General features: G+C 73.7%; 14 protein-coding genes, 1 other RNA gene and 1 pseudogene. 4 read left to right on the forward strand and 12 right to left on the reverse strand.

Annotated elements, in window-relative coordinates; genetic code table 11:
- Positions 1 to 165 precede the first annotated feature (165 nt).
- The 7 genes from HUT16_RS12410 to ftsE all read right to left on the reverse strand — a co-directional run bounded on the left by HUT16_RS12410 (position 166) and on the right by ftsE (position 6,922).
- Positions 166 to 1,311 (reverse strand): uroporphyrinogen-III synthase, encoded by a 1,146-nt coding sequence (locus HUT16_RS12410; protein WP_176188223.1) that lies wholly within the window; start codon positions 1,309 to 1,311, stop codon positions 166 to 168.
- 188 nt (positions 1,312 to 1,499) lie between these two features.
- On the reverse strand, positions 1,500 to 2,870 hold the full coding sequence (locus HUT16_RS12415) for a NarK/NasA family nitrate transporter (protein ID WP_176188225.1): 1,371 nt from the start codon (positions 2,868 to 2,870) through the stop codon (positions 1,500 to 1,502).
- A 193-nt stretch (positions 2,871 to 3,063) separates the two neighbouring features.
- Positions 3,064 to 3,442: a transfer-messenger RNA gene (ssrA, locus tag HUT16_RS12420) on the reverse strand.
- Positions 3,443 to 3,555: 113 nt separating this feature from the next.
- Entirely contained in the window at positions 3,556 to 4,038 is a 483-nt protein-coding gene (gene smpB / locus HUT16_RS12425) for an SsrA-binding protein SmpB (protein ID WP_176188227.1), read from the reverse strand.
- 44 nt (positions 4,039 to 4,082) lie between these two features.
- Entirely contained in the window at positions 4,083 to 5,261 is a 1,179-nt protein-coding gene (locus HUT16_RS12430) for a S41 family peptidase (protein WP_176188229.1), read from the reverse strand.
- A 51-nt stretch (positions 5,262 to 5,312) separates the two neighbouring features.
- Positions 5,313 to 6,221: a permease-like cell division protein FtsX gene (ftsX, locus tag HUT16_RS12435; RefSeq protein ID WP_176188231.1), complete on the reverse strand. Its 909-nt coding sequence runs from the start codon at positions 6,219 to 6,221 to the stop codon at positions 5,313 to 5,315.
- Positions 6,222 to 6,232: 11 nt separating this feature from the next.
- Complete coding sequence (gene ftsE / locus HUT16_RS12440; protein ID WP_176188233.1) at positions 6,233 to 6,922, reverse strand: cell division ATP-binding protein FtsE; 690 nt, start codon at positions 6,920 to 6,922, stop codon at positions 6,233 to 6,235.
- Positions 6,923 to 7,183: 261 nt separating this feature from the next.
- On the opposite strand from ftsE, the gene HUT16_RS12445 reads away from it, so the two are divergent.
- The gene (locus HUT16_RS12445; RefSeq protein ID WP_176188235.1) at positions 7,184 to 7,372 is read left to right on the forward strand and encodes a hypothetical protein; all 189 of its coding nucleotides are present in this window, start codon (positions 7,184 to 7,186) and stop codon (positions 7,370 to 7,372) included.
- 68 nt (positions 7,373 to 7,440) lie between these two features.
- Here the strand turns inward: HUT16_RS12445 and prfB are convergent, their stop codons facing one another.
- From prfB to HUT16_RS12460, 3 genes are all read right to left on the reverse strand, one after another.
- A complete protein-coding gene (prfB, locus tag HUT16_RS12450) occupies positions 7,441 to 8,544 on the reverse strand; it encodes a peptide chain release factor 2 (RefSeq protein WP_176188237.1) in 1,104 nt (367 codons plus the stop codon).
- A 34-nt stretch (positions 8,545 to 8,578) separates the two neighbouring features.
- Entirely contained in the window at positions 8,579 to 9,832 is a 1,254-nt protein-coding gene (locus HUT16_RS12455; RefSeq protein ID WP_176188239.1) for a serine/threonine-protein kinase, read from the reverse strand.
- A gap of 142 nt (positions 9,833 to 9,974) precedes the next feature.
- The gene (locus HUT16_RS12460) at positions 9,975 to 11,789 is read right to left on the reverse strand and encodes a serine/threonine-protein kinase (RefSeq protein ID WP_176188241.1); all 1,815 of its coding nucleotides are present in this window, start codon (positions 11,787 to 11,789) and stop codon (positions 9,975 to 9,977) included.
- 341 nt (positions 11,790 to 12,130) lie between these two features.
- On the opposite strand from HUT16_RS12460, the pseudogene HUT16_RS12465 reads away from it, so the two are divergent.
- Positions 12,131 to 14,838 (forward strand): annotated as a pseudogene (locus HUT16_RS12465) (FtsK/SpoIIIE domain-containing protein).
- A gap of 313 nt (positions 14,839 to 15,151) precedes the next feature.
- Here HUT16_RS12465 and HUT16_RS12470 read toward each other — a convergent pair.
- The gene (locus HUT16_RS12470; protein ID WP_176188243.1) at positions 15,152 to 15,676 is read right to left on the reverse strand and encodes a M15 family metallopeptidase; all 525 of its coding nucleotides are present in this window, start codon (positions 15,674 to 15,676) and stop codon (positions 15,152 to 15,154) included.
- A 141-nt stretch (positions 15,677 to 15,817) separates the two neighbouring features.
- Between HUT16_RS12470 and HUT16_RS12475 the strand changes: the two genes are divergently transcribed.
- Together HUT16_RS12475 and HUT16_RS12480 are read left to right on the forward strand one after the other, a co-directional pair.
- Positions 15,818 to 16,480, forward strand: a complete 663-nt coding sequence (locus tag HUT16_RS12475; protein ID WP_176188245.1) for a response regulator transcription factor — start codon at positions 15,818 to 15,820, stop codon at positions 16,478 to 16,480.
- Positions 16,477 to 17,586 (forward strand): HAMP domain-containing sensor histidine kinase, encoded by a 1,110-nt coding sequence (locus HUT16_RS12480; protein ID WP_254897784.1) that lies wholly within the window; start codon positions 16,477 to 16,479, stop codon positions 17,584 to 17,586. The genes HUT16_RS12475 and HUT16_RS12480 overlap by 4 nt, the downstream gene beginning before the upstream one ends.
- A gap of 84 nt (positions 17,587 to 17,670) precedes the next feature.
- On the opposite strand, the gene HUT16_RS12485 is transcribed toward HUT16_RS12480, so the two are convergent.
- Positions 17,671 to 22,608: an NAD-glutamate dehydrogenase gene (locus HUT16_RS12485; protein WP_176188247.1), complete on the reverse strand. Its 4,938-nt coding sequence runs from the start codon at positions 22,606 to 22,608 to the stop codon at positions 17,671 to 17,673.
- Positions 22,609 to 22,798 lie beyond the last annotated feature (190 nt).

Raw genomic sequence — 22,798 nt, forward strand, 5'->3', positions numbered from 1 at the left:
CGGCGAGTCGATGCTGCTGACGGCCGGAGCCCGTCGAAGTGTCGGTGCTGCTGCGTGTCTTCAACGGAACCCGAAGCAGATGCCCGCAACGGCAGTGAACCCGCAGCAGCCACGGCCTCGCCGTTCCCCGAGCCCCTGTCGGTGCTCTCCCCGGCGGGCCTGCTCTCAGTGGTCCAGCGTCAGCCGGTACCCGCGCTTGACGACGGTGGTGATCAGCCGCGGCGCGCCCAGCGCCTGGCGCAGGCGGGCCATCGCCGTCTCGACGGCGTGCTCGTCGTCGCCGCTGCCCGGCAGGGCCTTGAGCAGGTCGGCGCGCGGGACGACCCAGCCGGGGTGGCGGGCGAGGGTGCGCAGCAGGGCCATGCCGGCCGGGGGGACGGGGCGCAGGCGGCCGTCGACCAGGGCGGCCTGGCCGCGCAGTTCGAGGGTGTGGCCGGCCACCGGGAGGCGGCGGGCCCGCTCGGGGAGGGCCGCGGTGAGGGTCTGGACCATCGCGCCCAGCCGCATCCGCTCCGGCCAGACGGTGGGCACGTCGAGCTCGTCGAACGGGGCGGAGGTGACCGGGCCGACGCAGACCGCCAGGACGTCGCGGCGCAGGGCGTGCAGCAGGTCCGCGGTGCGGCCGCGCTGCGCGGCCCGGTCGAGGAGGCTGATCGCGGCGGGCGCGGAGGTGAAGGTGACGGCGTCGAGCGCGCCGGCGCAGGTCGCGTCGAGGAGGCGGTCGAGCGGGGCGAGGTCGGCGGGCGGGAGCCAGCGGTAGACCGGGACCTCGACGACGTCCGCGCCGGCGGTGCGCAGCGACTCGACGAAGCCGGGCAGCGGGGCGCCGTGCAGCTGGACGGCGATCCGGCGGCCGTCGACGCCCCGGTCGAGGAGGCGGGAGAGCACCTCGGCGGAGGACTCGGTGGCGGCGGAGAAGGACTCGCGCAGCCCGGCCGCCCGGATCGCGCCCTTGGCCTTGGGGCCGCGGGCGAGCACCGAGGCCTGGCCGAGGGCGGCGCGCAGCTGCTCGCCGAGGTCCCAGCCGTCGGCGGCCTCCAGCCAGCCGCGGAAGCCGATGCCGGTGGTGGCGACGGCCAGGTCCGGCGGGTCGGCGATCAGGGAGCGGGTGGCGGTGTGCAGTTCGGTGTCGTCGGCGAGCGGCACGATCCGCAGCGCGGGGGCGCGCAACACGCTCGCGCCGCGACGCTGGAGCAGGGCGGTGAGCTCGTCGGCGCGGCGGGCGGCGGTGATGCCGATGGTCCAGCCGGCGAGCGGGCCGCTCTCGGCGGGCTCGGGTTCGTCCTGCAGGCGTCGGGTCGGGTCGGCCATGCGGTGTCGTCCTTAGGTGCGCCGCCCCGGGTGTCCTGGCGGGGGACGGGGGCGGCGGTCGGTCGGGTGGGTGGGTGATCAATCGTGGCCGGTCGCGGTGTCACCCCCGGGTCGCTCCGATTACCGGCGTGTTTCACGGCCGGTCAGGGCGGGCCCGGGGGTGGGACGGTGGTCCAGACCGGTCGGTCTCAGACCTGGGCGAGGGCGGGGGTGTCGGTGCTGGCCGCGGCGGGGGCCGGGCGGCGGAGGTAGACCGTCCAGGTGAGGAGGAAGCAGACCGCGTAGGCGGCGAGGAAGGAGACGAAGGCGGGGGTGCCGGACTTGGCGACCAGGAAGGACTGCCGGAAGGCGAGGTTGATGAACAGGCCGCCGAGGGCACCGACCGCGCCGATCACGCCGATCGCCGCGCCGGACATCTTGCGGGACCAGGCGGCGGCGTCCTCGGCGGTGGCGCCGGCCGCGATCCGGTCCTGGGCCTTGGCGTCGAAGATGCCGGGGATCATCTTGTAGGTGGAGCCGTTGCCGAGGCCGGCCAGGGCGAACAGGGCGACGAAGCCGGTGAGGAAGACCGGCAGCGAGCGGATCGACGAGGCGTAGGTGACGACGCTCGCGGCGGCGGCCATCGCGGCGAAGTTCCACAGCGTGATCCGGGCGCCGCCGAACCGGTCGGCGAGCTTCCCGCCCAGCGGCCGGACCACCGAGCCCAGCAGCGGGCCGAGGAAGGTCAGCTGGGCGGCCTGCAGCGGGGTGCGGCCGAACTGGTTCTGCAGCACCAGGCCGAAGGCGAAGGAGAAGCCGATGAAGGAGCCGAAGGTGCCGACGTACAGCACCGACATCAGCCAGGTGTGCTTCTCCCGGACGATCGCGGCGAGCGAGCCGGTGTCGGCCTTCATCGGGGCCAGGTTGTCCATGAACAGGGCGGCGCACAGCGCGGCGACCACGATCAGCGGCAGGTAGATGCCCAGCACCAGGCGGGGGTGCCCGGCGCCGGCCCAGGCGATCACGCCGAGCGAGACCAGCTGGATCACCGGCACCCCGATGTTGCCGCCGCCCGCGTTGAGGCCGAGCGCCCACCCCTTGTGCCGGGCCGGGTAGAAGGCGTTGATGTTGGTCATCGAGGAGGCGAAGTTGCCGCCGCCGAAGCCGGTGAGCGCCGCGACCAGCATGAAGGTGGTGTACGAGGTGCCGGGGTGCATGACGTACGCGGCGGTGAGGGTCGGCAGGAGCAGCAGCAGCGCGGAGACCACCGTCCAGTTCCGGCCGCCGAAGCGGGCCACCGCGACGGTGTAGGGGATCCGGACGAAGGCGCCGACCAGGGTGGGCATCGCGACCAGGAAGAACTTCCCGGCCGGGTCGATGCCGTAGTCCTTGCCCATGAAGAGCACCATCACCGACCACAGGCTCCAGATCGAGAAGCCGATGTGCTCGGAGAGCACCGAGAAGGCGAGGTTGCGCCGGGCGGTCCGGCGGCCGGTGGCCTCCCAGAACGCGGTGTCCTCCGGGTCCCAGTGCTGGATCCAGCGGCCGCCCGTCCTGCCGTTCGTCGTGGTGCCGTCCATGGGCTCGCTCCTTCGAGTGGGGGTGTCTCAACCCCTGTGCCCATGACGCTAGGAGCCCACGATTTCGGGTTCGTTGTGCGGTGTGAAGGGTGCGGAACCGTCCTCTCACCCGCCACGGGCCGGGTGTGTGAGGCGCCGGAACGCACGAGAGCCGCCCTCCGGGGAGGAGGGCGGCTCTGCGGTGCACATGGGGTGGTGGAGATGCCGGGAATCGAACCCGGGTCCAGTGAAGTGGATTCAGGACTTCTCCGAGCGCAGTCCGCTGTGATTTTCTCGGCCCTGGCGGTCACGCGGACAAGCCGCCAACAGGCCCAGTCACTGTTTGGTTTCCCCGCCACCCCCGCGACCGGGGTGGAAGGTTGAGTTCCCTAGATTATGCCAGGATCCGGGTCGGGAACGCCCCGGGCTGACACCCATTCACTTTCGCAGATCAGGCTGCGAGAGCGAACTGCTGGGAATCGCGCTTAGAGTTGGCGATTATTTTTTTGCGACAGATGGTTAACGAGATCATTGCCGCGTTCCTCGGCTCGCTTCTCCTGTTTCGACTGTCACTGTCGAAACCGATCATCCCCATGTTTTTTTGACAAACAGCTCCGGCGGGAGGCGGACCGCCCTCCGGGTGATGTGCTGCCATAGTACTCAACCGGCCCGTCAAGGGTCCAGCGCATTAACCGTCGGCGGCGGTTCAGCCCTGGCCGGAGCGGCGGCGGGCGGCCGCCACCGCGCGGTCCGACTCGCGGCGGTCCTGGCGCTCGCGCAGGGTCTGCCGCTTGTCGTACAGCTTCTTGCCGACCGCGAGGGCCAGTTCGAGCTTGGCGCGGCCGTCCTTGAAGTACAGGGACAGCGGGACCAGCGTGTGGCCGGTCTCCTTCACCTTGGACTCGATCTTGCGGATCTCCATCCTGTGCAGCAGCAGCTTGCGCTTGCGCCGCGCCGAGTGGTTGGTCCAGGTGCCCTGGGCGTACTCGGGGATGAAGACGTTGTCGATCCAGGCCTCACCGCCCTGGACGTACGCGTAGCCGTCGACCAGGTTGGCCCGGCCCTCGCGGAGCGACTTGACCTCGGTGCCGGTGAGCACCATGCCGCACTCGTAGGTGTCGAGAATGGTGTACTCGTGCCGCGCCTTCTTGTTCTGCGCGACCAGCTTCTTGCCCGTTTCCTTTGCCATAGCCCGGCCATTCTCGCACCTCGGCGGCGAACGCGGCAGCCCCTTTACGGCGCGGCGAGCGCACCGGAGGCGGCCGGGGCGCCGGCGGGCGCGGGGGCGCGGGAGGCGGCGGGCGCGGCCGGGGCGGAGCCGGTCAGCCCGTCCAGCACCCGGAGGGCGAGCCCGTCCGGGTCCTCGCCGGCGGCCGGGACGTCGGGCTGGAAGCCGGTGCCGTCCGGGGAGCGGCCGGCCGGGGTCTGGTAGCGGCCGACGGTGAGCTCCAGCACCGAGCCGTCGGCCAGCCGGCTGGGCTGCTGGACGGTGTCCTTGCCGAAGGTGCGGCTGCCGACCAGGACGGCCCGGGAGCGGTCCTGGAGCGCGCCGGCCAGCAGTTCGGCGGCGCTCATGGTGCCGCCGTCGACCAGCACGACCAGCGGGGCGGCGGTGTTCCCGCCCGCGGCGGCGGTCAGTTCGCGGTGCTCGCCGTGCACCTGGTAGCTGGCCACCGGCCCGCCGTCGAGGAACACCGAGGCGGTGGCGACGGCCTCCTCGACCAGCCCGCCGGAGTTGCCGCGCAGGTCGAGCACCACGCCCCGGGCGCCGGCCGCGGCGGCCCGCACCTGGTCGCCGACGCCCTCGGTGAAGGCGTGCACGGCGATCCGGGCCACCCCGGGCGCCGGGTGGTCGACCTCGACCTCGCGGGTGGACAGCTCGGCCCGGGTGAGGGTGAGTTGGCGCACCGGCCCGTCCCCGTCCCCGCCCCGGAGGCCGACCGCGACCGGGCTGCCGGCCGGCCCGCCGCGCAGCCGGGAGACCACCTCGGTGACCGGCAGCTGCTCGGCCGGCGTCCCGTCGACGGTGACCAGCCGCTGGCCGGCCTCGATGCCGGCCCGGGCGGCGGGCGAGTCCGGCAGCACCTCGGCCACCAGGGTCGGCCCGCCGGCCTCCCGGTCCACGCTCAGCCCGACGCCCGCGTACCGGCCGCCGGTGAGGTCCGCGTACTGCTGCGGGCTCAGGTAGGCGGCCCAGCGGTCGCCGCTGGCGCCGACCAGCTGCCTGGCCTGCTGCGGGGTCAGGTCGGCCCCGGTCAGGTCTCCGGCGGGCGGCCCGGCGTCGGACGACGAAGGGGCCCGGGAGGAGCCGTCCGGCTCTCCCCAGGCCCCCGAGGCCGCTCCGGCGAACAGCACCGCGCCGAACACCAGGCCCAGTGTCATCCCCTGGCGTACCCGCGGTGCTGTCGGCATGCCGTCGAGTCTAGGCGGGCGGGCGCGCCGACCGGTAGCACCGACGGTGCGTCAGACCTTCAGGTACTTGCGGAGGGTGAAGAACGCGGCGATCGCCGCCATGCCCATACCGACCACCACCAGCAGCGGGATGACCGCCAGCACCGAGGACAGGCCGATGAAGGTGATGAAGCCGACCTTCTTCGCCAGCCACCCGTGCACGAAGAAGTGCCCGCCGATCAGCAGTCCGGAGGCCAGCACCGAGCCGAGCAGCGCGGCGAACGCGGCCTCCGCGATGAACGGCATCTGCACGTAGAAGTTGGAGGCACCGACCAGGCGCATGATGCCCGTCTCGCGCCGTCGGCTGAACGCGGACACCCGGACGGTGTTGACGATCAGCAGGAGCGCGACGAACAGCATCAGCACCATGATCACGAACGCCGCGGTCTGCAGGCCGCGCAGCAGGCCGAACAGGTTCTCCAGGATCTTGCGCTGGTCGTCGACCGACTTGACGCCCGGCTTGCCCGCGAAGGCGCTCTGGATCACGTCGAACTTGGTCGGGTCGTTCAGCTTGACCCGCCAGGACTGCGGCATCGCGTCCGGGCCGACCGCCGCCAGCAGCGGGTTGTCCGGGTTGCTCTCCTTGAAGTGCTTGTACGCCTCCTGGGAGGACTCGTAGGTCGAGCTCTGCACCAGCGGCGTCATCTTGTCCAGGTCGGCCTTCACCTGCGCGACCTGGTCGTCGGTGGCCGCACCCGCCGAGCACTGCGGCGAGTTGTGGTCCGCCTTGATGCAGAAGTAGATGCTGACTTCGACCTTGTCGTACCAGTAGTCCTTCATGGAGTTGACCTGGTCGCGGACGAGCAGCGAGGCACCGGCGAGGGCGAGCGAGAGCGCGACACTGACCACGACGGCGATGGTCATGGTCAGGTTGCGGCGGAGACCGACGCCGATCTCCGACAGGACGAACTGGGCGCGCATGCTTCTCTCTTCTAGCTCTGGTAGCCGTAGACGCCGCGGGCCTGGTCGCGGACCAGCAGGCCCTTGTCGAGCTCGATGACGCGCTTGCGCATCTGGTCGACGATCGCCTGGTCGTGGGTCGCCATCAGCACGGTGGTGCCGGTCCGGTTGATGCGGTCGAGCAGCTTCATGATGCCGACCGAGTTCTGCGGGTCGAGGTTGCCGGTGGGCTCGTCGGCGATCAGCAGCATCGGCCGGTTCACGAACGCGCGGGCGATGGCCACGCGCTGCTGCTCACCACCCGACAGCTCGCCGGGCATCCGGCCCTCCTTGCCACCGAGGCCGACCAGGTCGAGCACCTCGGGCACCACCTTGTTGATGGCGCTCTTCGGCTTGCCGATGACCTCCAGGGCGAACGCCACGTTCTGCCCCACGGTCTTGTTCGGCAGCAGGCGGAAGTCCTGGAAGACGGTGCCCAGTTGGCGCCGCATGTGCGGCACCTTCCAGTTGGAGAGCTTGCCCAGGTCCTTGCCCAGCACGTGCACGTCGCCGGTGGACGGGCGCTCCTCGCGCAGGCACAGGCGCAGGAACGTCGACTTGCCGGAACCCGACGAACCGACCAGGAAGACGAACTCGCCCTTCTCGATCTCCAGCGAGACGTTGTCCAGGGCCGGACGGTTCTGCTTGGGATAGGTCTTGGAGACGTTGTCGAATCTGATCACGGCTGCATCACGGGGGCCATCCTAGGTGGATCGGAGCCAGTGACCTTACGCGATGCCCCTCCGCACCCGCAGTCGCCGGACGCCTACTGACCGTGGTTTCGTCAGGTGTTGTTCCGGTTCGGACCGGAAATTGCGAGGTACGTCACAGATCGATAACCCTTCCGCTCCGGGGGCCGAGGGGTAAGGAACCTGGCAGAGTGGTAGGCAGTCGGAACCGAATCCGCCTCCGGCGCGTTGGCTATGCAGCAAGGAGGAGATCGCATGACCTGCGACCAACTGGTGTGCGCCAACTGCAACGGCCGCGTGAGCGACGGCCGCTGCCCGGTGTGCCGCGCCAACCGCGCCCGGCTCCAGCAGGAGCAGCACGGGCCGTTCGCGACGCTCAATCCCGCGGTGCTGCTGGCCCTGCTGTTCGCCGCGGTGCTCACCCTGGCCCTGCTGCTGCACTGACCCGAGGAACCACGAAGGGCCCCTCCGCCGAGGCGGAGGGGCCCTTCACCGTGCGTGCCCGCGCGCGATCAGCTCTCGCGCTGCTTGCGCCACCGGATGCCGGCCTCGATGAAGCCGTCGATGTCCCCGTCCAGCACGCCCTGCGGGTTGCCGACCTCGTGCTCGGTGCGCAGGTCCTTGACCATCTGGTACGGGTGCAGGACGTAGGAGCGCATCTGGTTGCCCCAGGACGAGCCGCCGTCCTTGAGGGCGTCCATCGCGGCGCGCTCCTCCTGGCGGCGGCGCTCCAGCAGCTTGGCCTGGAGGACGTTCATCGCCGAGGCCTTGTTCTGGATCTGGGAGCGCTCGTTCTGGCAGGAGACCACGATGCCGGTGGGCAGGTGGGTGATCCGGACGGCGGAGTCGGTGGTGTTGACGCCCTGGCCGCCGGGGCCGGAGGCGCGGTAGACGTCGATCCGCAGGTCGCCCTCGTCGATGTCGACGTGGTCGGAGGTCTCGACGACGGGGAGCACCTCGACGCCCGCGAAGGAGGTCTGGCGGCGGCCCTGGTTGTCGAACGGGGAGATGCGCACCAGGCGGTGCGTGCCCTGCTCGACGGAGAGGGTGCCGTAGGCGTAGGGGGCCTTGATGGTGAAGGTCGCGGACTTGATGCCGGCCTCTTCGGCGTACGAGGTGTCGTAGACCTCGGTCGGGTAGCCGTGCCGCTCGGCCCAGCGCAGGTACATCCGCATCAGCTGCTCGGCGAAGTCCGCGGCGTCGACGCCGCCCGCTTCGGCCCGGATGTTGACCAGGGCCTCGCGGGCGTCGTACTCGCCGGAGAGCAGGGTGCGGACCTCCAGCTCCTCCACGGCCTTCTGCACGGAGACCAGCTCGACCTCGGCCTCGGCGCGGGTGTCCGCGTCGTCCTCGGCCTCGGCGAGTTCGAACAGGACGCCCAGGTCCTCGACCCGGCCGCGCAGGGTCTCGACCTTGCGCAGCTCGCCCTGGAGGAAGGAGAGCCGGCTGGTGACCTTCTGCGCGTTCGCGACGTCGTCCCACAGGGTGGGGGCGGCTGCCTCCTCCTCCAGGGTTGCGATGTCGGCCCGGATCTTGTCCAGGTCGAGGACTGCCTCGATCGACGACATGGTCGAGTCGAGGTTCTTGAGCTCTTCGGAAGGATCGACGGCTGCCACGCGTCCAGGGTAATGGTTCCGCGGGGGGGCTCGGCTACAACCGGGGGTACCAGGGGGTGTGCACCGCCGCGGAGGCGCCCGCGGGGGGCTCGGCGGCGAACGCCGTCCACGCGGCGGCGGCGCCGGCCAGCAGCAGGACGACGGCGATCAGCACGGCCAGCGTGCGGCGGCGGCGGATCATCTGGGCCCGGGTGCGGCGGTGGGCGGCGGCGGGCCGCTCGCGCTGGGCGCGGGACTCCTCGGCGTAGGAGGCGAGCTCCCGGGCGGAGGGGCGGCGCAGGCTGGTGTGGGTGTCCCGGGTGGAGTCGGGCTGCGGCCCGGGCACCAGCGGGACGGCGGGGCCGCGGCGGCGGCGGTGGGTGCCGCTGCCGGCGAAGGCGTCGGCCTCGGCGTAGACCGCCTCGCCGGGGGTGGGCACCTCCTCGGGGGCGCCGCGCTGGGCGGGCACCGCGAGCGGGCCGAGGCCGGCCAGTTCGGGGAGCAGCTCGCGCAGCCGGGCGGCGAGTTCGGCGGCGCGCAGCCGGGAGGCGGGGGCCTTGGCCAGGCACTCGGAGATGATCCGCCACAGGCCGTCCGGCATGCCCTCGACCGGGGGGACGTTCTCGGTGACGTGCCGGCGCAGCACCGCGCCGGTGTGGCCGCCGCCGAACGGGGTGGTGCCAGTGAGCAGTTCGTACAGCACGGTGGCGGTGGCGTAGATGTCGACGGCGGCGCGCGGCTCCAGGCCCTCGATGATCTCGGGGGCGAGGTAGTCGGGGGTGCCGATGATCCGGGTGGCGCGGGTGCGGCGGGGGGCGTCGACCAGGCGGGCGATGCCGAAGTCGGTGAGCTTGGCGCGCGGGGCGCCGCCGGGGCCGGGCGGGGCGGCGAGGTCGAGCAGGACGTTCTCCGGCTTGACGTCGCGGTGCACGATGCCGGCGGCGTGCGCGGCGGCCAGGCCGTCGGCGACGTCGGCGATCACCGCGGCGGCGACGGCCGGGCTGAGCACGCCGTCGCGCTCCAGCCGGGTGCGCAGGTCGCTGCCCTGGACCAGGTCCATCACCAGGGCGAGGTCGCTGCCGTCGACCACCATGTCGTGGACGCCGACCACGTGCGGGTGGTCGAGGCCGGTGAGGGCGGCGCGCTCCTGGACGAACCGGCCGACCAGCACCTGGTCGGCCGCGAGGTCCTCGCGCAGCAGCTTCACCGCGACCGGGCCGTCGGGGCCCTCGCCGAGCCACACGGTGCCGGCCGAGCCGCGGCCGATCACCTGGTGGACGGTGTACCGGCTGCCGATCTTGCGTGCCAATGCTGCTCCGTGGGCTCGTGAGGTCGGTGCTCGACGAACAACCTACGCGCCCGCGGGCCCTGCGGGGGCTCCGGAGGGCCTCCGGAGAGGTACCGATCCGGTGGAATTTCGCGGGATTGTCGACAAACCGTCAATTCCACCGTCAGGTGTGGCTGGTGACCCAGTCACTGGCCGAGTGGTACCAGCCGACCACGTTGTCCCAGTAGTGCGGCAGCGGCGTGAAGTTCCACAGCGCCAGGCAGCCCAGCGCCAGCACCACCAGCACCAGCAGGCAGCCCTTGAGGCAGCCCAGGCCGGGGATGCGCATCCGGTTCGGGCTGCGCCGCCGGGGCTCCCGCTCCCGGGGCGCCTCGCGGACCGGCTCCGGCTCCCGGTACGGCGGCTCCTGGCGGCGCGGCGGCGCGGGCTCGGGGCGGCGCTGCGGGGCGCCGTAGCCCTGCGGGGCGCCATACCCGGGCGGCGGGCCCGGCTGCTGCTGGGCCTGGTACGGCGGCGGGGCCACCGGCGGGCGGCCGCCGGAGCCCTGCTGCGGGTGGCGGCCCTGCGGGGGGTGCTGGGGCTGGTACGGGCCCTGCTGCGGGGCGTAGCGGCCGTCCTGCGGGGGCCGGCCGCCCTGCGGGGCCTGGTACGGCGGCGGGGCGACCGGCGGTCGGCCGCCGGAGCCCTGCTGCGGGTACTGGCCGGCCTGGTAGGGGCGCGGGGCGACCTGCGGCTCGCCCAGGTCCTCCGGTTCGAAGCGGCCGATCCGGGTCTGCGCGTTGCGGTCCCGGGCGGCGCGCAGCTGGGTCTGCCACGGGTGCGGGCCCTCGGGCTGGGCCGGGGGCAGGTCGGGGCCGGGCGGCACCGGGGGCATCACCCGGGTGCGGTCCTCGGCCGGGGCGGCCGGCGGCGGGGCGATCAGCTGGGTACGCTCCTCGGCGCCCGGCACGGACGGCCGGTGCGCCATCACCTGGGTCACGGCGGACGGGTCGTAGCCGCCCGCCGGGGCGCCCGCCAGGGTGGCGTCGTGCGGGTCGTGCGCGGCGGGGGCCGCGGGGGCCAGTGCCGGGTCGGGCACCAGCAGGTCGCCGACGGCCATCGCGGCCTCCACCGCGGCCGGGGAGGAGTGCACGCCGACACCGGCCGCGACCACCCGCAGCGCCTCGGCCAGCGCGACCGCGGTGGGGCGCTGGGCCGGGTCCTTGCGCAGGCAGCGCTCGACCACCGTCCACAGCGGCTCGGGCATGGTGCGGGGGCGCTGCGGCTCCTGCGCGAGGTGCGCCTGCAGGACCGCCAGCGGGTTGTCGCCCTGGAACGGCGGGCGGCCGGTGACCAGCTCGTACAGCATGATGCCGGCGCCGTAGACGTCCACCGCGGCGGTCTGCGGGCGGCCCTCGGCGGACTCGGGGGCGACGTAGGCGGGGGTGCCGACGAACTCGTGGGTGCGGGTGATGCCCGGGGAGTCGGCGAGCCGGGCGATGCCGAAGTCGGTGAGCATCGGGTGCATCCGCTCGTCGCCGTCCACCGCGAGGGTGGCCAGCAGCACGTTGGCGGGCTTGAGGTCCCGGTGGACCACGCCGTCGGCGTGGCTGGCGGCCAGCGCGTCGGCGACCTGGGCCATCAGCAGGGAGCCGGCGATCGGCGACAGCGGGCCGGACTCGCGCAGGTAGCGGTACAGGTCGGGGCCGTCGACCAGGTCCATCACCAGGGCGAGCAGCTCGCCCTCGACCACCAGGTCCCGGGTGCGGACGATGTTGGGGTGGGTCAGCCGGAGCAGGACGGAGCGCTCGCGCAGGAAGCGCATCACCACGTCCGGGTCGGCGGCCAGCTCCTCGCGCAGCACCTTGACCGCGACCGCCTGCCCGGGCTGCAGGCCCGGCACCGCCGCGTCCTCGCGCACCCGGCCGCGCCAGACCGTTCCGGTCGCGCCGCGCCCGAGGCCCTCCTCCAACACGTACTTGCTGCCGACAGGCCGCACCTGTGCACTCCGTTCGGTCACCCGGCGCCCGCTGCCGGGGCCGCGTTCCGGCACTCCCCCGTTCCCGTGAACGGCGCCGGGGCCTGGGGAGTCCGCCCGGCCGGGCGGGCTCCCGTATTTTCGGCAACTCTAACGGTGCCCGCCCGGGTTTCCGAGGTGTTCCCCGGCCGGGCCGCGCGCTGCGCGCGGCGGGGGCCCCGGGGTCTCCTTGACCTGACTCCCCGTCGGATTCACCATGGCGGTGATCGCAAGATCGTCAAATCCGGTACCGTGCGCGGACTGTCCGTCCCGAGTGGCAGGATGGCAGGCACCACACGTGTGCAGAAGGGACCCCGGGCGAGATGCAGATCCGGCTCACCGTCCTTCGACCGCGCAGCGGCCCGGCCGCCCCCGGCAGCGCCGCCGATGTACTGGTCACCGCGCCGGCCGGCACCGTGCTCGGCGCCGTCGCCACCGCCCTGGCCGGCGCGGTCGGCGTCCGCGGCGCCCGCTCCGCCACGCACGTCCACCTCTACGACGGGGAACACCGGCTGGACGAGCAGACCCCGCTCGGCCACCCCCCGCTGGTGGACGGCGCGGTCCTCGCCCTCGGCGAGCCCGACCCGGACGCCGAGGGCGCCGACGGGCCCGCCGCCGCCGAACTGCGCGTGGTCGGCGGCCCCGACGCCGGCGGCGTCCACCGCCTGCACGGCGAGCGGATCCGGATCGGCCGCTCCACCGAGGCCGACGTCCCGCTCGACGACCCCGACGTCTCCCGCCTCCACCTGGCCCTGCACCTGGCCGGGGACGGCCGGGCCACCGTCCAGGACCTCGGCTCCACCAACGGCACCCGGCTCGACGAGCAGTGGCTGCCCGAGGGCGCCACCGACCTCGCCCCCGGCGCCCTGCTGCGGATCGGCGAGTCCACCCTGCAGTTCGCCCGGGCCGAGGGCATAGCGGCCCGCCCCACCGTCCCCGACGGCGAGGGCCGGCTGCGGCTCGCCCCGCGCACCGGCGCCCGCACCGCCCCCGGCCGCCCCGCCGCGCCCCGCCGCCGCCGAACCCGACCCGTCCCCGCCGCCGGGCGCGGCGGGCGCTGGCTGCGCCGCGGCAAGGCCGAACCGCCCGCCGCCGACAGCGGCCGCCAGCACGACGCCGCCCGGCTGCGGCAGGCCGCCAACCAGCGCGAGCGCTGGCCCGACCCGGCCGCCCTGCTGCTCACCGCGCTCGGCACCGGCCCCCGGCTGTGGGAGCGCGGCCCCGACCACCCCGACGCGCTCACCTCCGGCTCGGCACCGCCGACCTGCCCGGCGGCCCCGGCACCCTCCCCGGCGCCGTGCTGCCCGCCGTCCCCGTCACCGTCGACCTGCAGACCGCCGGCAGCCTCGGCCTGGCCGGCCCCCGGCACCGCCTCACCGGCCTGGCCCGCGCCGCCCTCGCCCAGCTCGCCGCCCTGCACCCGCCCAGCGGCCTCGCCCTGGTCGTGGTCAGCGCCGGGCAGCCCGCCGAGGACTGGGCCTGGGCCCAGTGGCTCCCGCACCTGCGCCCCGCCCACGGCCAAGCCTGCCGCCTGCTCTACGGCCTCGGCCCGGAACAGGCCGGGGCCCGGCTCGCCGAGCTCGCCGCCGCCACCGCCGGCCCGCCCGCCACCGTCGTCCTGGTCGACGGGGACCCGGGCACCGAGGCCGGTCGGCACGCCCTCGGCCTGCTGCTGCGCCAGGGCCCCGCGGCCGGCGTCTTCACCCTCTGCCTCGCCGAGGCCCCCGAGGAGCTCCCCACCGGCCTCGGCGCGCTCGGCCTGGTCACCGGCGAGGTCTCCACCCGCCTCACCCTCGACCGCCCGGCCGCGGGCGGCCGCGAGCGCCTCACCGACATCGCCCTCGACGCGGTCTCCCCCGCCTGGGCCGAGCGCCTGGCCCGCACCCTCGCCCCGCTCGCCGAGACCGGCACCGACGCGGCGCCGCGCGGCCCGCTCCCGGACGCGCTGCGCCTGCTCGACCTGCTGCGCGCCGAGTCCCTCTCCCCCGCCCGGCTCGCCGAGGGCTGGCAGGCCCTGCCCGCCGGGGCGGGCGGCGCCACCGCCCTGCTCGGCACCGCCCGGGCCGCCGACGGCGAGGAGGACTGCACCGTCGACCTCGCCGAGGACGGCGACCACCTGCTGATCGGCGGCGGCCCCGGCTCCGGCAAGTCCGAACTGCTGCGCAGCCTGGCCGCCTCGCTGGCCGTCTCCGAGCGCCCCGACCGCCTCGCCCTGCTGACCGTCGACGGGGACCGCGCCGAGGACGGCGGCCTGGCCGGCTGCACCGATCTCCCGCACGTCACCGCCCACGTCAACGCCGCCGAGGACCCGCGCGGGGCGCTGCTCGCCGCCGAGCGGCTCACCGACGAACTCGCCCACCGCGAGGCCCTGTTCGACGGCCTGACCTTCACCGAGTGGCACACCCGGCGGGCGCTCGCCCTCGACAAGACCCCCGCGCTGGTCGGCGGCCCCGCCGACGCCCCCGCGCAGGCCCGGGTGATCGAGCCCCGCCGCTCCCCCGACGCGCCCCCGGCCGACGCGGCCCCGCCCCGGCTGGTCGTCCTGGTCGACGACTACGACGCGCTGCTCGGCCCCGCCTCCCCCGGCGGGCGCCCGCTGGCCCGCGCCCTCGCCTCCGTCGCGGTGCACGGCGCCCGGCTCGGCGTGCACGTGATCGCCACGACCGGCTCGCCCGAGAGCACCGCCGGCACCGAGGTCGACGAGGCCGCGCAGCTGCGGATCGCCCTGCGCACCGAGCAGGCCGGCGACTCCGACCTGCTGGTCCACCTGCCCGACGCCGCCGCCCTCCCCGGCACCACCCCCGGCCGCGGCTACCTCCGCCGTCCGGACGGCGCCGTCACCGCCTTCCAGGGCGCCCGGGTCAGCGGCCGCATCCCCCGCACCGCGACGCTCCGCCCCACCGTCGTCGCCCAGCGCCTGGAGGACCACGGCGCCGCGCCCTCCCCCCGCCCGGTCCGCGAACTGGGCAACGGCCCCACCGACCTCGCCCTGCTCGCCTCCGCGCTGCGCCGCGCGACCGAGAGCTCCTAGCGGAGGCGCATTCAGGGGCCCGGGGAACTGTCGGCAGACGAACATACACCACCAGGGGCCCGGGGAACTGTCGGCAGACGAGCATGCACCACCAGGGGCCCGGGGAACTGTCGGCAGACGAGCATGCACCACCAGGGGCCCGGGGAACGGCGGGTCCGTGCTGCTGGTGGCCGGAGCCCATCGAAGGTCCGTGCTGCTGCGTGTCCTGAACAGAACCCGAAGCCGATGCGCGCAACGGCAGTGAACCTCGCGCAGTCCCGGGCTCGCCGTTCCCCGAGCCCCTGGTGATTGCTCTCCCGAGCTCCTGAACGCCTCAGCCCGCCGCGTCGGGCAGCTGGGGCGGGCAGGTGCCGCCCGGGGCGGTGAGCAGTTCGAAGTGCCACATCTCGTTGGCGTACACCTGGCAGAGCCCGTAGCGGGCGCCGTGCCGGTTCAGCCAGTCGTCGGCGTCGGTGGGGCCGATGTCGGCGGCGCGGCCCGAGACGTGGGTGGACTTCTCGGGGGTGTTGACGTAGCGCCGGGCCAGGTCGAGCGAGCCGTAGCGGGTGACCGCCGCGTCGAGGAGGCGCTGCTGCTCGGCGGGGCTGCGCCGACCGGAGGTGACGCGGAGCTCGATGCCCTGCTGCCGGGCGTCGGCCGCGGCGGTGCGCAGGGCGGCGAGCAGGTCCGGGTCGAGGCCGCGGACGGCGGGGACGTCCGCGTCCAGGGCGACCGAGCCGCCGGCCGGGATGCCGTCGGCCGGGCCGCCGGGGCCGTCCGGGAACGCGCTGTACGCGGCCACCGCGCCGAGCAGTGCCACCGCGGCCAGTCCGGTGACCGTGGTCCGTGCGTGCTTCATCGTCTCCGCCTCTCCCTGCGCTTGGGCTGTCGGTCCCATTGCAGGTCGGACGGTGTTGCGCGGGCGTCTGCGCCGGCGCATACGTTTTCGACATGCCCGGCGGTGTCCAATGGCCGGGAGCGTCGAGGAACGGAGCGGTGCGTGCGGGTGCTGGTGGTGGAGGACGAGGAGTACCTCGCCGAGGCCGTGCAGGCGGGGCTGCGGCTGGCCGCGATCGCCTGCGACGTGGCGGGGGACGGCGAGGCGGCGTGGGAGCGGCTCGCGGTGCACCGGTACGACGTGGTGGTGCTGGACCGGGACCTGCCGGGGGTGCCGGGCGACGAGGTGTGCCGGCGGATCGTCGCGGCGGGGCTGGGCTGCCGGGTGCTGATGCTGACCGCGGCGGCCCGGCTGGACCAGAAGGTCGCCGGGTTCGAGCTGGGCGCGGACGACTACCTGACCAAGCCGTTCGACCTGGCGGAGCTGGTGGTGCGGCTGCGTTCGCTGGCCCGCCGCCCGGCCGAGGCGGTGCCGCCGGTGCTGGAGCGCGCGGGCGTGCGGCTGGACGCGTTCCGCCGCGAGGTGTTCCGGGACGGCCGCTACGTGGCGCTGTCCCGCAAGCAGTTCGCGGTGCTGGAGGTGCTGATGGCGGCGGGCGGCGGCGTGGTGAGCGCCGAGGACCTGCTGGAGCGGGCCTGGGACGAGCACGCCGACCCGTTCACCAACGCCGTCCGGATCACCATCTCGGGCCTGCGCAAGCGGCTCGGCGAGCCGTGGGTGATCCACACCGTGCCGGGCGTCGGCTACCGGCTGGACGCGGCGTGAGCCGCCCGCGGCGGCTGACCGCGCGGATGCGGCTGACGCTCAGCTACACGCTGTTCACGCTCACCACGGGCGTGCTCTGCCTGGCCGTGGTGTACGTCGGGATGCGGTACGTGCCGAACTACCCGCTGATGCCCGCGAATCCGCGCGACCGGGCGGACGCGCCGTCCCGGCAGGAGATTCTGGAGTCGCTGCTGACGGCGTCGGGGTACGCGCTGGCGCTGCTGACGGCGGTCGGGATGGCGGGCGGCTGGCTGGTCGCGGGGCGGGTGCTGCGCCCGCTCCAGGAGGTGACGGCGGCGGCCCGGCGGGCGTCGGGCGGCGACCTGGGGCACCGGATCGCGCTGGCCGGTCCGCGCGACGAGTTCACCGAACTGGCCGACGCCTTCGACGAGATGCTGGCCCGGCTGGAGCGGTCCTTCGACGCCCAGCAGCGGTTCGCCGCGAACGCCTCGCACGAGCTGCGCACCCCGCTGGCGATCGACCGGACGATGCTCCAGGTCGCGGCGGCCGACCCGGCGCACCAGGACTGGCCGCGGCTGGTGTCCCGGCTCCAGGACACCAACCAGCGCGGCATCGAGGTCACCGAGGCGCTGCTGCAACTGGCCGAACTCTCCCACCGGGAGCCGGAGTCGGCGCCGCTGGAGCTGTCGGGGGCGGTCCGCGAGGCGCTGGCCGCGACGGCGGCGGAGGCGCGGGCGCTGGGTGTCGGGGTGCGGGCCGAGCCGGGCCCCGCGCCGACGGTCGGCAACGCGGTGCTGCTCCGGCAGGCGGCCGTCAACCTGGTGCAGAACGCGCTGCGGCACAACCTGCCCGCGGGCGGCTGGGCCGAGGTGCGCACCGGTCCGGACGACCGGCGGCCGGGCTGGGTGCGGCTGGTGGTGCGCAACTCCGGCCCGGTGCTGGACGGGGCGCTGGTGGCCACCCTGACCGAGCCGTTCCTGCGCGGCCGGGGGCGGACGGCGCAGCGCGACCGGGCGCGGCGCGGCCACGGGCTGGGGCTGGCGATCGTGGCGGCGGTGGCCCGCGCGCACGGCGGGGAGCTGCGGCTGACGGGCCTGCCGGAGGGCGGCCTGGAGGTGGTGCTGGCCCTGCCGGGCCGGGCCTAGCGCCACCGCCGGGGCGGCCGCGGCAACGGCCGGGGGCCGGGGGCGAGTCGCTCGCCCCCGGCCCCCGGCCGGACCGCCGCTACCTCATCGGCCGTTGCGCAGCAGGGTGCGGATCACCCGCATCGCGACGGAGAGGCTGGACAGCTCGTAGTTGTCCGAACCCCTTATGTCGTCGAGCGTGGTGCGGGCCCGGCTGAGCAGGGTGGCGTTGAGCTCGGCCCAGGCCGAGTAGCGCTCCTCGGGGCTGGACCCGGCCGGCCCGGCGGCGAGCACGTCCGCGGTGAGCGCGGCGTGCGCGGCGAACAGGTCCTCGCGGATCGCGGCGCGGGCCATCGAGGACCACCGGTCGGTGCGCGGCAGGTCGATGACCCGGTCGAGCAGGTGGCTGATCTGGAGCCGGTCGCCGAGGTCGTAGTACAGCTCGGCGACCTCCATCACGTCGGTGTCCGAGCGGTCCGCGACGCCGACGATGTCGAGGGTCGGGAACGCGGAGGACAGGCCGGCGATCCGGGTGGCCAGCTCGTCGGGGACGCCGGCCGCGGACAGCTCCTGGTGGACGGACTCGAACCAGGCGAGGTCCTCCCCGGCCAGCGGCTTGGGCAGCGCGTCCCAGACCTGGTTGACCCGGTCGTGGAAGAACGCGATGGTGTCGGCGATGTCCAGCGGCTGCCGGTTGTTGAGCATCCAGCGGGTGGCCCGCTCGACCAGCCGGCGGGCGTGCAGCCGCATCTTGGTCTGGACCCGGGCGGCGACCCTGTTGTCGAGCCGCTCGACCTGGTCCCAGATCTGCTCCAGGCCGAAGACCGCGCGGGCGGCGGCGTGGGTGCGGGCGATCTCCTCCATGGTCGCGCCGGTCTCCTCGCGGAGCCGGAACGCGAAGGTGCAGCCGCCGCGGTTGATCGTGTCGTTGACGATCAGGGTGGTGATGATCTCGCGGCGCAGCGGGTGGTGGTCGATCTGCTCGGCGAAGCGGGCCCGCAGCGCGCTGGGGAAGTACTGGTGGAGCACGTCCCGGAAGTACGGGTCGTCGGGCAGGTCGGTGGCGAGCAGCTCGTCGGCCAGGGTGATCTTGGTGTAGGCGAGCAGCACCGACAGCTCGGGCTGGGACAGGCCGCGGCCGGCCTGCTGGCGGTCGCGGATCTGCTTCTCGGTGGGCAGGTACTCCAGCGCCCGGTCGAGCTGTCCGTTGGACTCCAGCCGGTTGATCATGCGGGAGTGCACGTTGACCATGCTGGCGGCCTGGGCGACGGCGTTGGCGAGCACGACGTTCTGCGCGTAGTTGTTGCGCAGCACGAGGTGGCCGACCTCGTCGGTCATCTCGGCGAGCAGGGCGTTGCGCTGCTTGACCGTCATGTCGCCGTCGGCGACGACCTGGTTGAGCAGGATCTTGATGTTCACCTCGTGGTCGGAGGTGTCCACGCCGGCCGAGTTGTCGATGGCGTCGGTGTCGATCCAGCCGCCGGCCCCCTGCGGGCCGCCGCCGGCGGCGAACTCGATCCGGCCGAGCTGGGTGCAGCCGAGGTTGCCGCCCTCGCCGATCACCCGGGCCCGGACGTCGCCGCCGTTGACCCGGATCGCGTCGTTGGCCTTGTCGCCGACCTCGGCGTTGGTCTCGGTGGCGGCCTTGACGTAGGTGCCGATGCCGCCGTTCCAGAACAGGTCGACGGGGGCCTGCAGGATGGCCTTCATCAGCTCGGCGGGGGTGAGCTTGGCGGAGTCGATGCCGAGCCGCTCGCGGATCTGCGCGGAGAGCTGGATGGCCTTGGCGGAGCGCGGGTAGACGCCGCCGCCGGCCGAGATCAGCGACTTGTCGTAGTCGTCCCAGGAGCTGCGCGGCAGGTCGAACAGCCGGCGGCGCTCGGCGAAGGAGGCCGCGGCGTCCGGGTTCGGGTCGAGGAAGATGTGCCGGTGGTCGAAGGCGGCGACCAGCCGGATGTGCTCGGAGAGCAGCATGCCGTTGCCGAACACGTCGCCGGACATGTCGCCGATGCCGATGACGGTGAAGTCCTCGGACTGGGTGTCGACGCCGAGTTCGCGGAAGTTGCGCTTGACGGATTCCCAGGCGCCGCGGGCGGTGATGCCCATGCCCTTGTGGTCGTAGCCCGCCGAGCCGCCGGAGGCGAACGCGTCGCCGAGCCAGAAGCCGTACTCCTGGGCGACGCCGTTGGCGATGTCGGAGAAGGTCGCGGTGCCCTTGTCGGCGGCGACCACCAGGTAGGTGTCGTCCTCGTCGTGGCGCACCACGTCGACGGGGTGCACGACCTCGCCGGCCACCAGGTTGTCGGTGATGTCGAGCAGCGCGGAGATGAAGGTCTTGTAGGAGGCGACGCCCTCGGCGAGCCAGGCGTCCCGGTCCACCGACGGGTCGGGCAGCTGCTTGGCGACGAAGCCGCCCTTGGCGCCGACCGGCACGATGACGGTGTTCTTGACCATCTGGGCCTTGACCAGGCCGAGGATCTCGGTGCGGAAGTCCTCGCGCCGGTCGGACCAGCGCAGGCCGCCGCGGGCGACCTTGCCGAAGCGCAGGTGGACGCCCTCGACCCGGGGCGAGTACACCCAGATCTCGAAGGCGGGGCGCGGCGCGGGCAGGTCGGGGATGGCCTTGGGGTCGAACTTCATCGACACGTACGAGTGCCACTGGCCCTCGCCGTCGTGCTGGAAGAAGTTGGTCCGCAGGGTGGCCTTGATCAGGTGGAGGAAGGAGCGCAGGATGCGGTCCTCGTCCAGCGAGACGACCTCGTCGAGGGCGCCGGCCAGCTCCTCCAGGATGCCCTCGGTGAGCTCCTCGCTGCCGGAGCGGTGGCTGGGCGAGAGCCGGGCCTCGAACAGGTTGACCAGCAGCCGGGTGGTGTGGGTGTTGTTGCGGAGCGCGTCCTCCATGTAGTCCTGGGAGAACGTGGAGCCCGCCTGCCGCAGGTACTTGGCGTACGCGCGCAGCACGACGGCCTGGCGCCAGGTCAGCTTCGCGGTGAGGACGAGCTCGTTGAAGCCGTCGTTCTCGGACTGGCCGAGCCAGGTGGCGGCGAAGGTGTCCTGGAAGCGCTCGCGGTCCTCCTCGGTGAGGTCGGTGCCCTCACTGAGCCGGAGGCCGAAGTCGACCACCCAGGCGGTGGTGCCGTCGGTGCGGCGCAGCGCGTACGGGTGCTCGTCGAGGACCTCGACGCCCAGGCACTGCAGGACGGGCAGCACCTCGGTGAGCGAGATCGGGCCGCCGACCCGGTAGATCTTGAAGCGGCGCTCGTCGTCGCCCGCGCCGACCGGCTGGTACAGGTTGAGCCGGAAGTCGCCCTCGCCGCTGAGCGACTCGATCTGCTTGAGGTCGGCGACGGCGGTGCGCGGCGGGAAGTCGGCGCGGTAGCCGTCGGGGAAGGCGGTGGCGTACTTGTGCGACAGCTCGGCGGCCTTCTCCTCGCCGAACTCGGTGCCCAGCTGGTCGTTGAAGCCGTCCATCCAGAACCGGGCGGCCTCGGCGAGCCGGTTCTCGATCCGCTCGATGTCGGAGTCGGACAGCTGCGGCAGCTCGGTGCCGGGGGCGACCCGGATCACGAAGTGCAGGCGGGTGAGGACCGACTCGGTGGCGTACACCGTGTAGTCGATGGTGTCGCCGCTCAGCTCGCTCTTGAGGATGTCGGTGAGGGCGAGCCGGATCCGGGTGGTGTAGCGGTCGCGCGGCAGGTAGACGTACGCCGAGTAGTAGCGGCCGTACTCGTCCTGGCGCAGGAACAGCCGCAGCCGGCGGCGCTCCTGGAGGTACAGGACGCTGGTGGCGATCGACTGGAGCTCGGCGGCGGCGGTCTGGAACATCTCGTCGCGCGGGAAGGTCTCCATGATCTGGAGCAGGTCGCGCCCGTCGTGGCTGTCGCCGGAGAAGCCGGCCCCGTTCATGACCTCCTGCACCTTGCGGCGCACCACGGGGATCCGGGTGACGGACTCGGTGTACGCGGCGGAGGAGAACAGGCCGAGGAAGCGGCGCTCGCCGACCGGCTCGCCGGCCTCGTTGAACTTCTTCACGCCGACGTAGTCGAGGTACGCGGTGCGGTGCACGGTGGAGCGGCTGTTGGCCTTGGTGAGGACCAGCAGCTTCCGCTCGTGCGCCTTGGCGCGGACGGGGGCGGAGAGCCGGCCGAAGGCCTCGGAGACCGGGTGGTGGTCGGTGTCGTGGCTGAGCGGGTCGGCGCGCAGGATGCCCAGGCCGGTGCCGGCGACCGCCTTGAGCACCTCCTCGCCCTCGTGCTCGACCAGGTCGTACTCGCGGTAGCCGAGGAAGGTGAAGTGGTCGTCGGCGAGCCAGCGCATCAGCTCCCAGGCCTCGCCGACCTCCTGCTCGGGCAGGTGCGCGGGGGGCTGCTCGGCGAGCTCGTCGGCCAGCCGGAGCGCGGAGTCGCGCATCTTCGACCAGTCCTCGACCACCTCGCGGACGTCGCCCAGCACCCGGCGCAGGCCGGCCTCCAGGGTGCGCAGGTCCTCGCGGTCGGTCTCGCGGTCGATCTCGATGTGCATCCAGGACTCGACCACGGCGTCGGCGGGCCACTCGGCGCCGGCGGCCTGGGCGCGGTTGCACGCGTCGGTGTCGAGGATCTCCAGCAGCCTGCCGGTGATGTCGCGGCGCACGGCGAGCTGCGGGTGCACGACCAGGTGGATGGCGCGGTCCAGGCGGGTCAGCTCGTTGGTGACCGAGTCGACCAGGAACGGCATGTCGTCGGTGACCACCTCGACCACGGTGTGGCCGCAGGACCAGCCGTTCTCCTCGACGGTCGGGGTGTGCACCCGGACCTCGGCGGTGCCCTGCGGGCGCTTGAGGCCCAGCCGGTAGTGCGAGGCCGCGGCCCCGTACACGTCCACCGGGTCCCGGTTGATCACGTCCTCGGGGGCGGTGTGGAGGTAGTAGTGGTGCAGGTAAGCGGCCAGAGCACCGTTGCTCAGGCCCTCCCCCGGCGCCGCTCCCCCCACCTGGCTGTTCTCAGCGGCTGCTGCTGCTTTCCTGAGCAGGTCGGCCTTGGCTGCGTCCAGCTTGGTCTGCATGGCTGTTTGGCTCCTGTCGCGCGCCGTTGCGTGACTCGGTGATGACTGTGGGTGCACCGCCGGGCCCCGTCGGCAATCCTCCCGTACGCGAGGGGTGAAAAGCGCTCAAGGCACGCATGAGTCGCGTTCCGCCCGGGTACGACAGCACGTTTGGCCTGCCTGACCGATAACCGGCGACGTCGTCAGCCTA

The organism is Kitasatospora sp. NA04385, from assembly GCF_013364235.1.
Taxonomy (GTDB): domain Bacteria; phylum Actinomycetota; class Actinomycetes; order Streptomycetales; family Streptomycetaceae; genus Kitasatospora.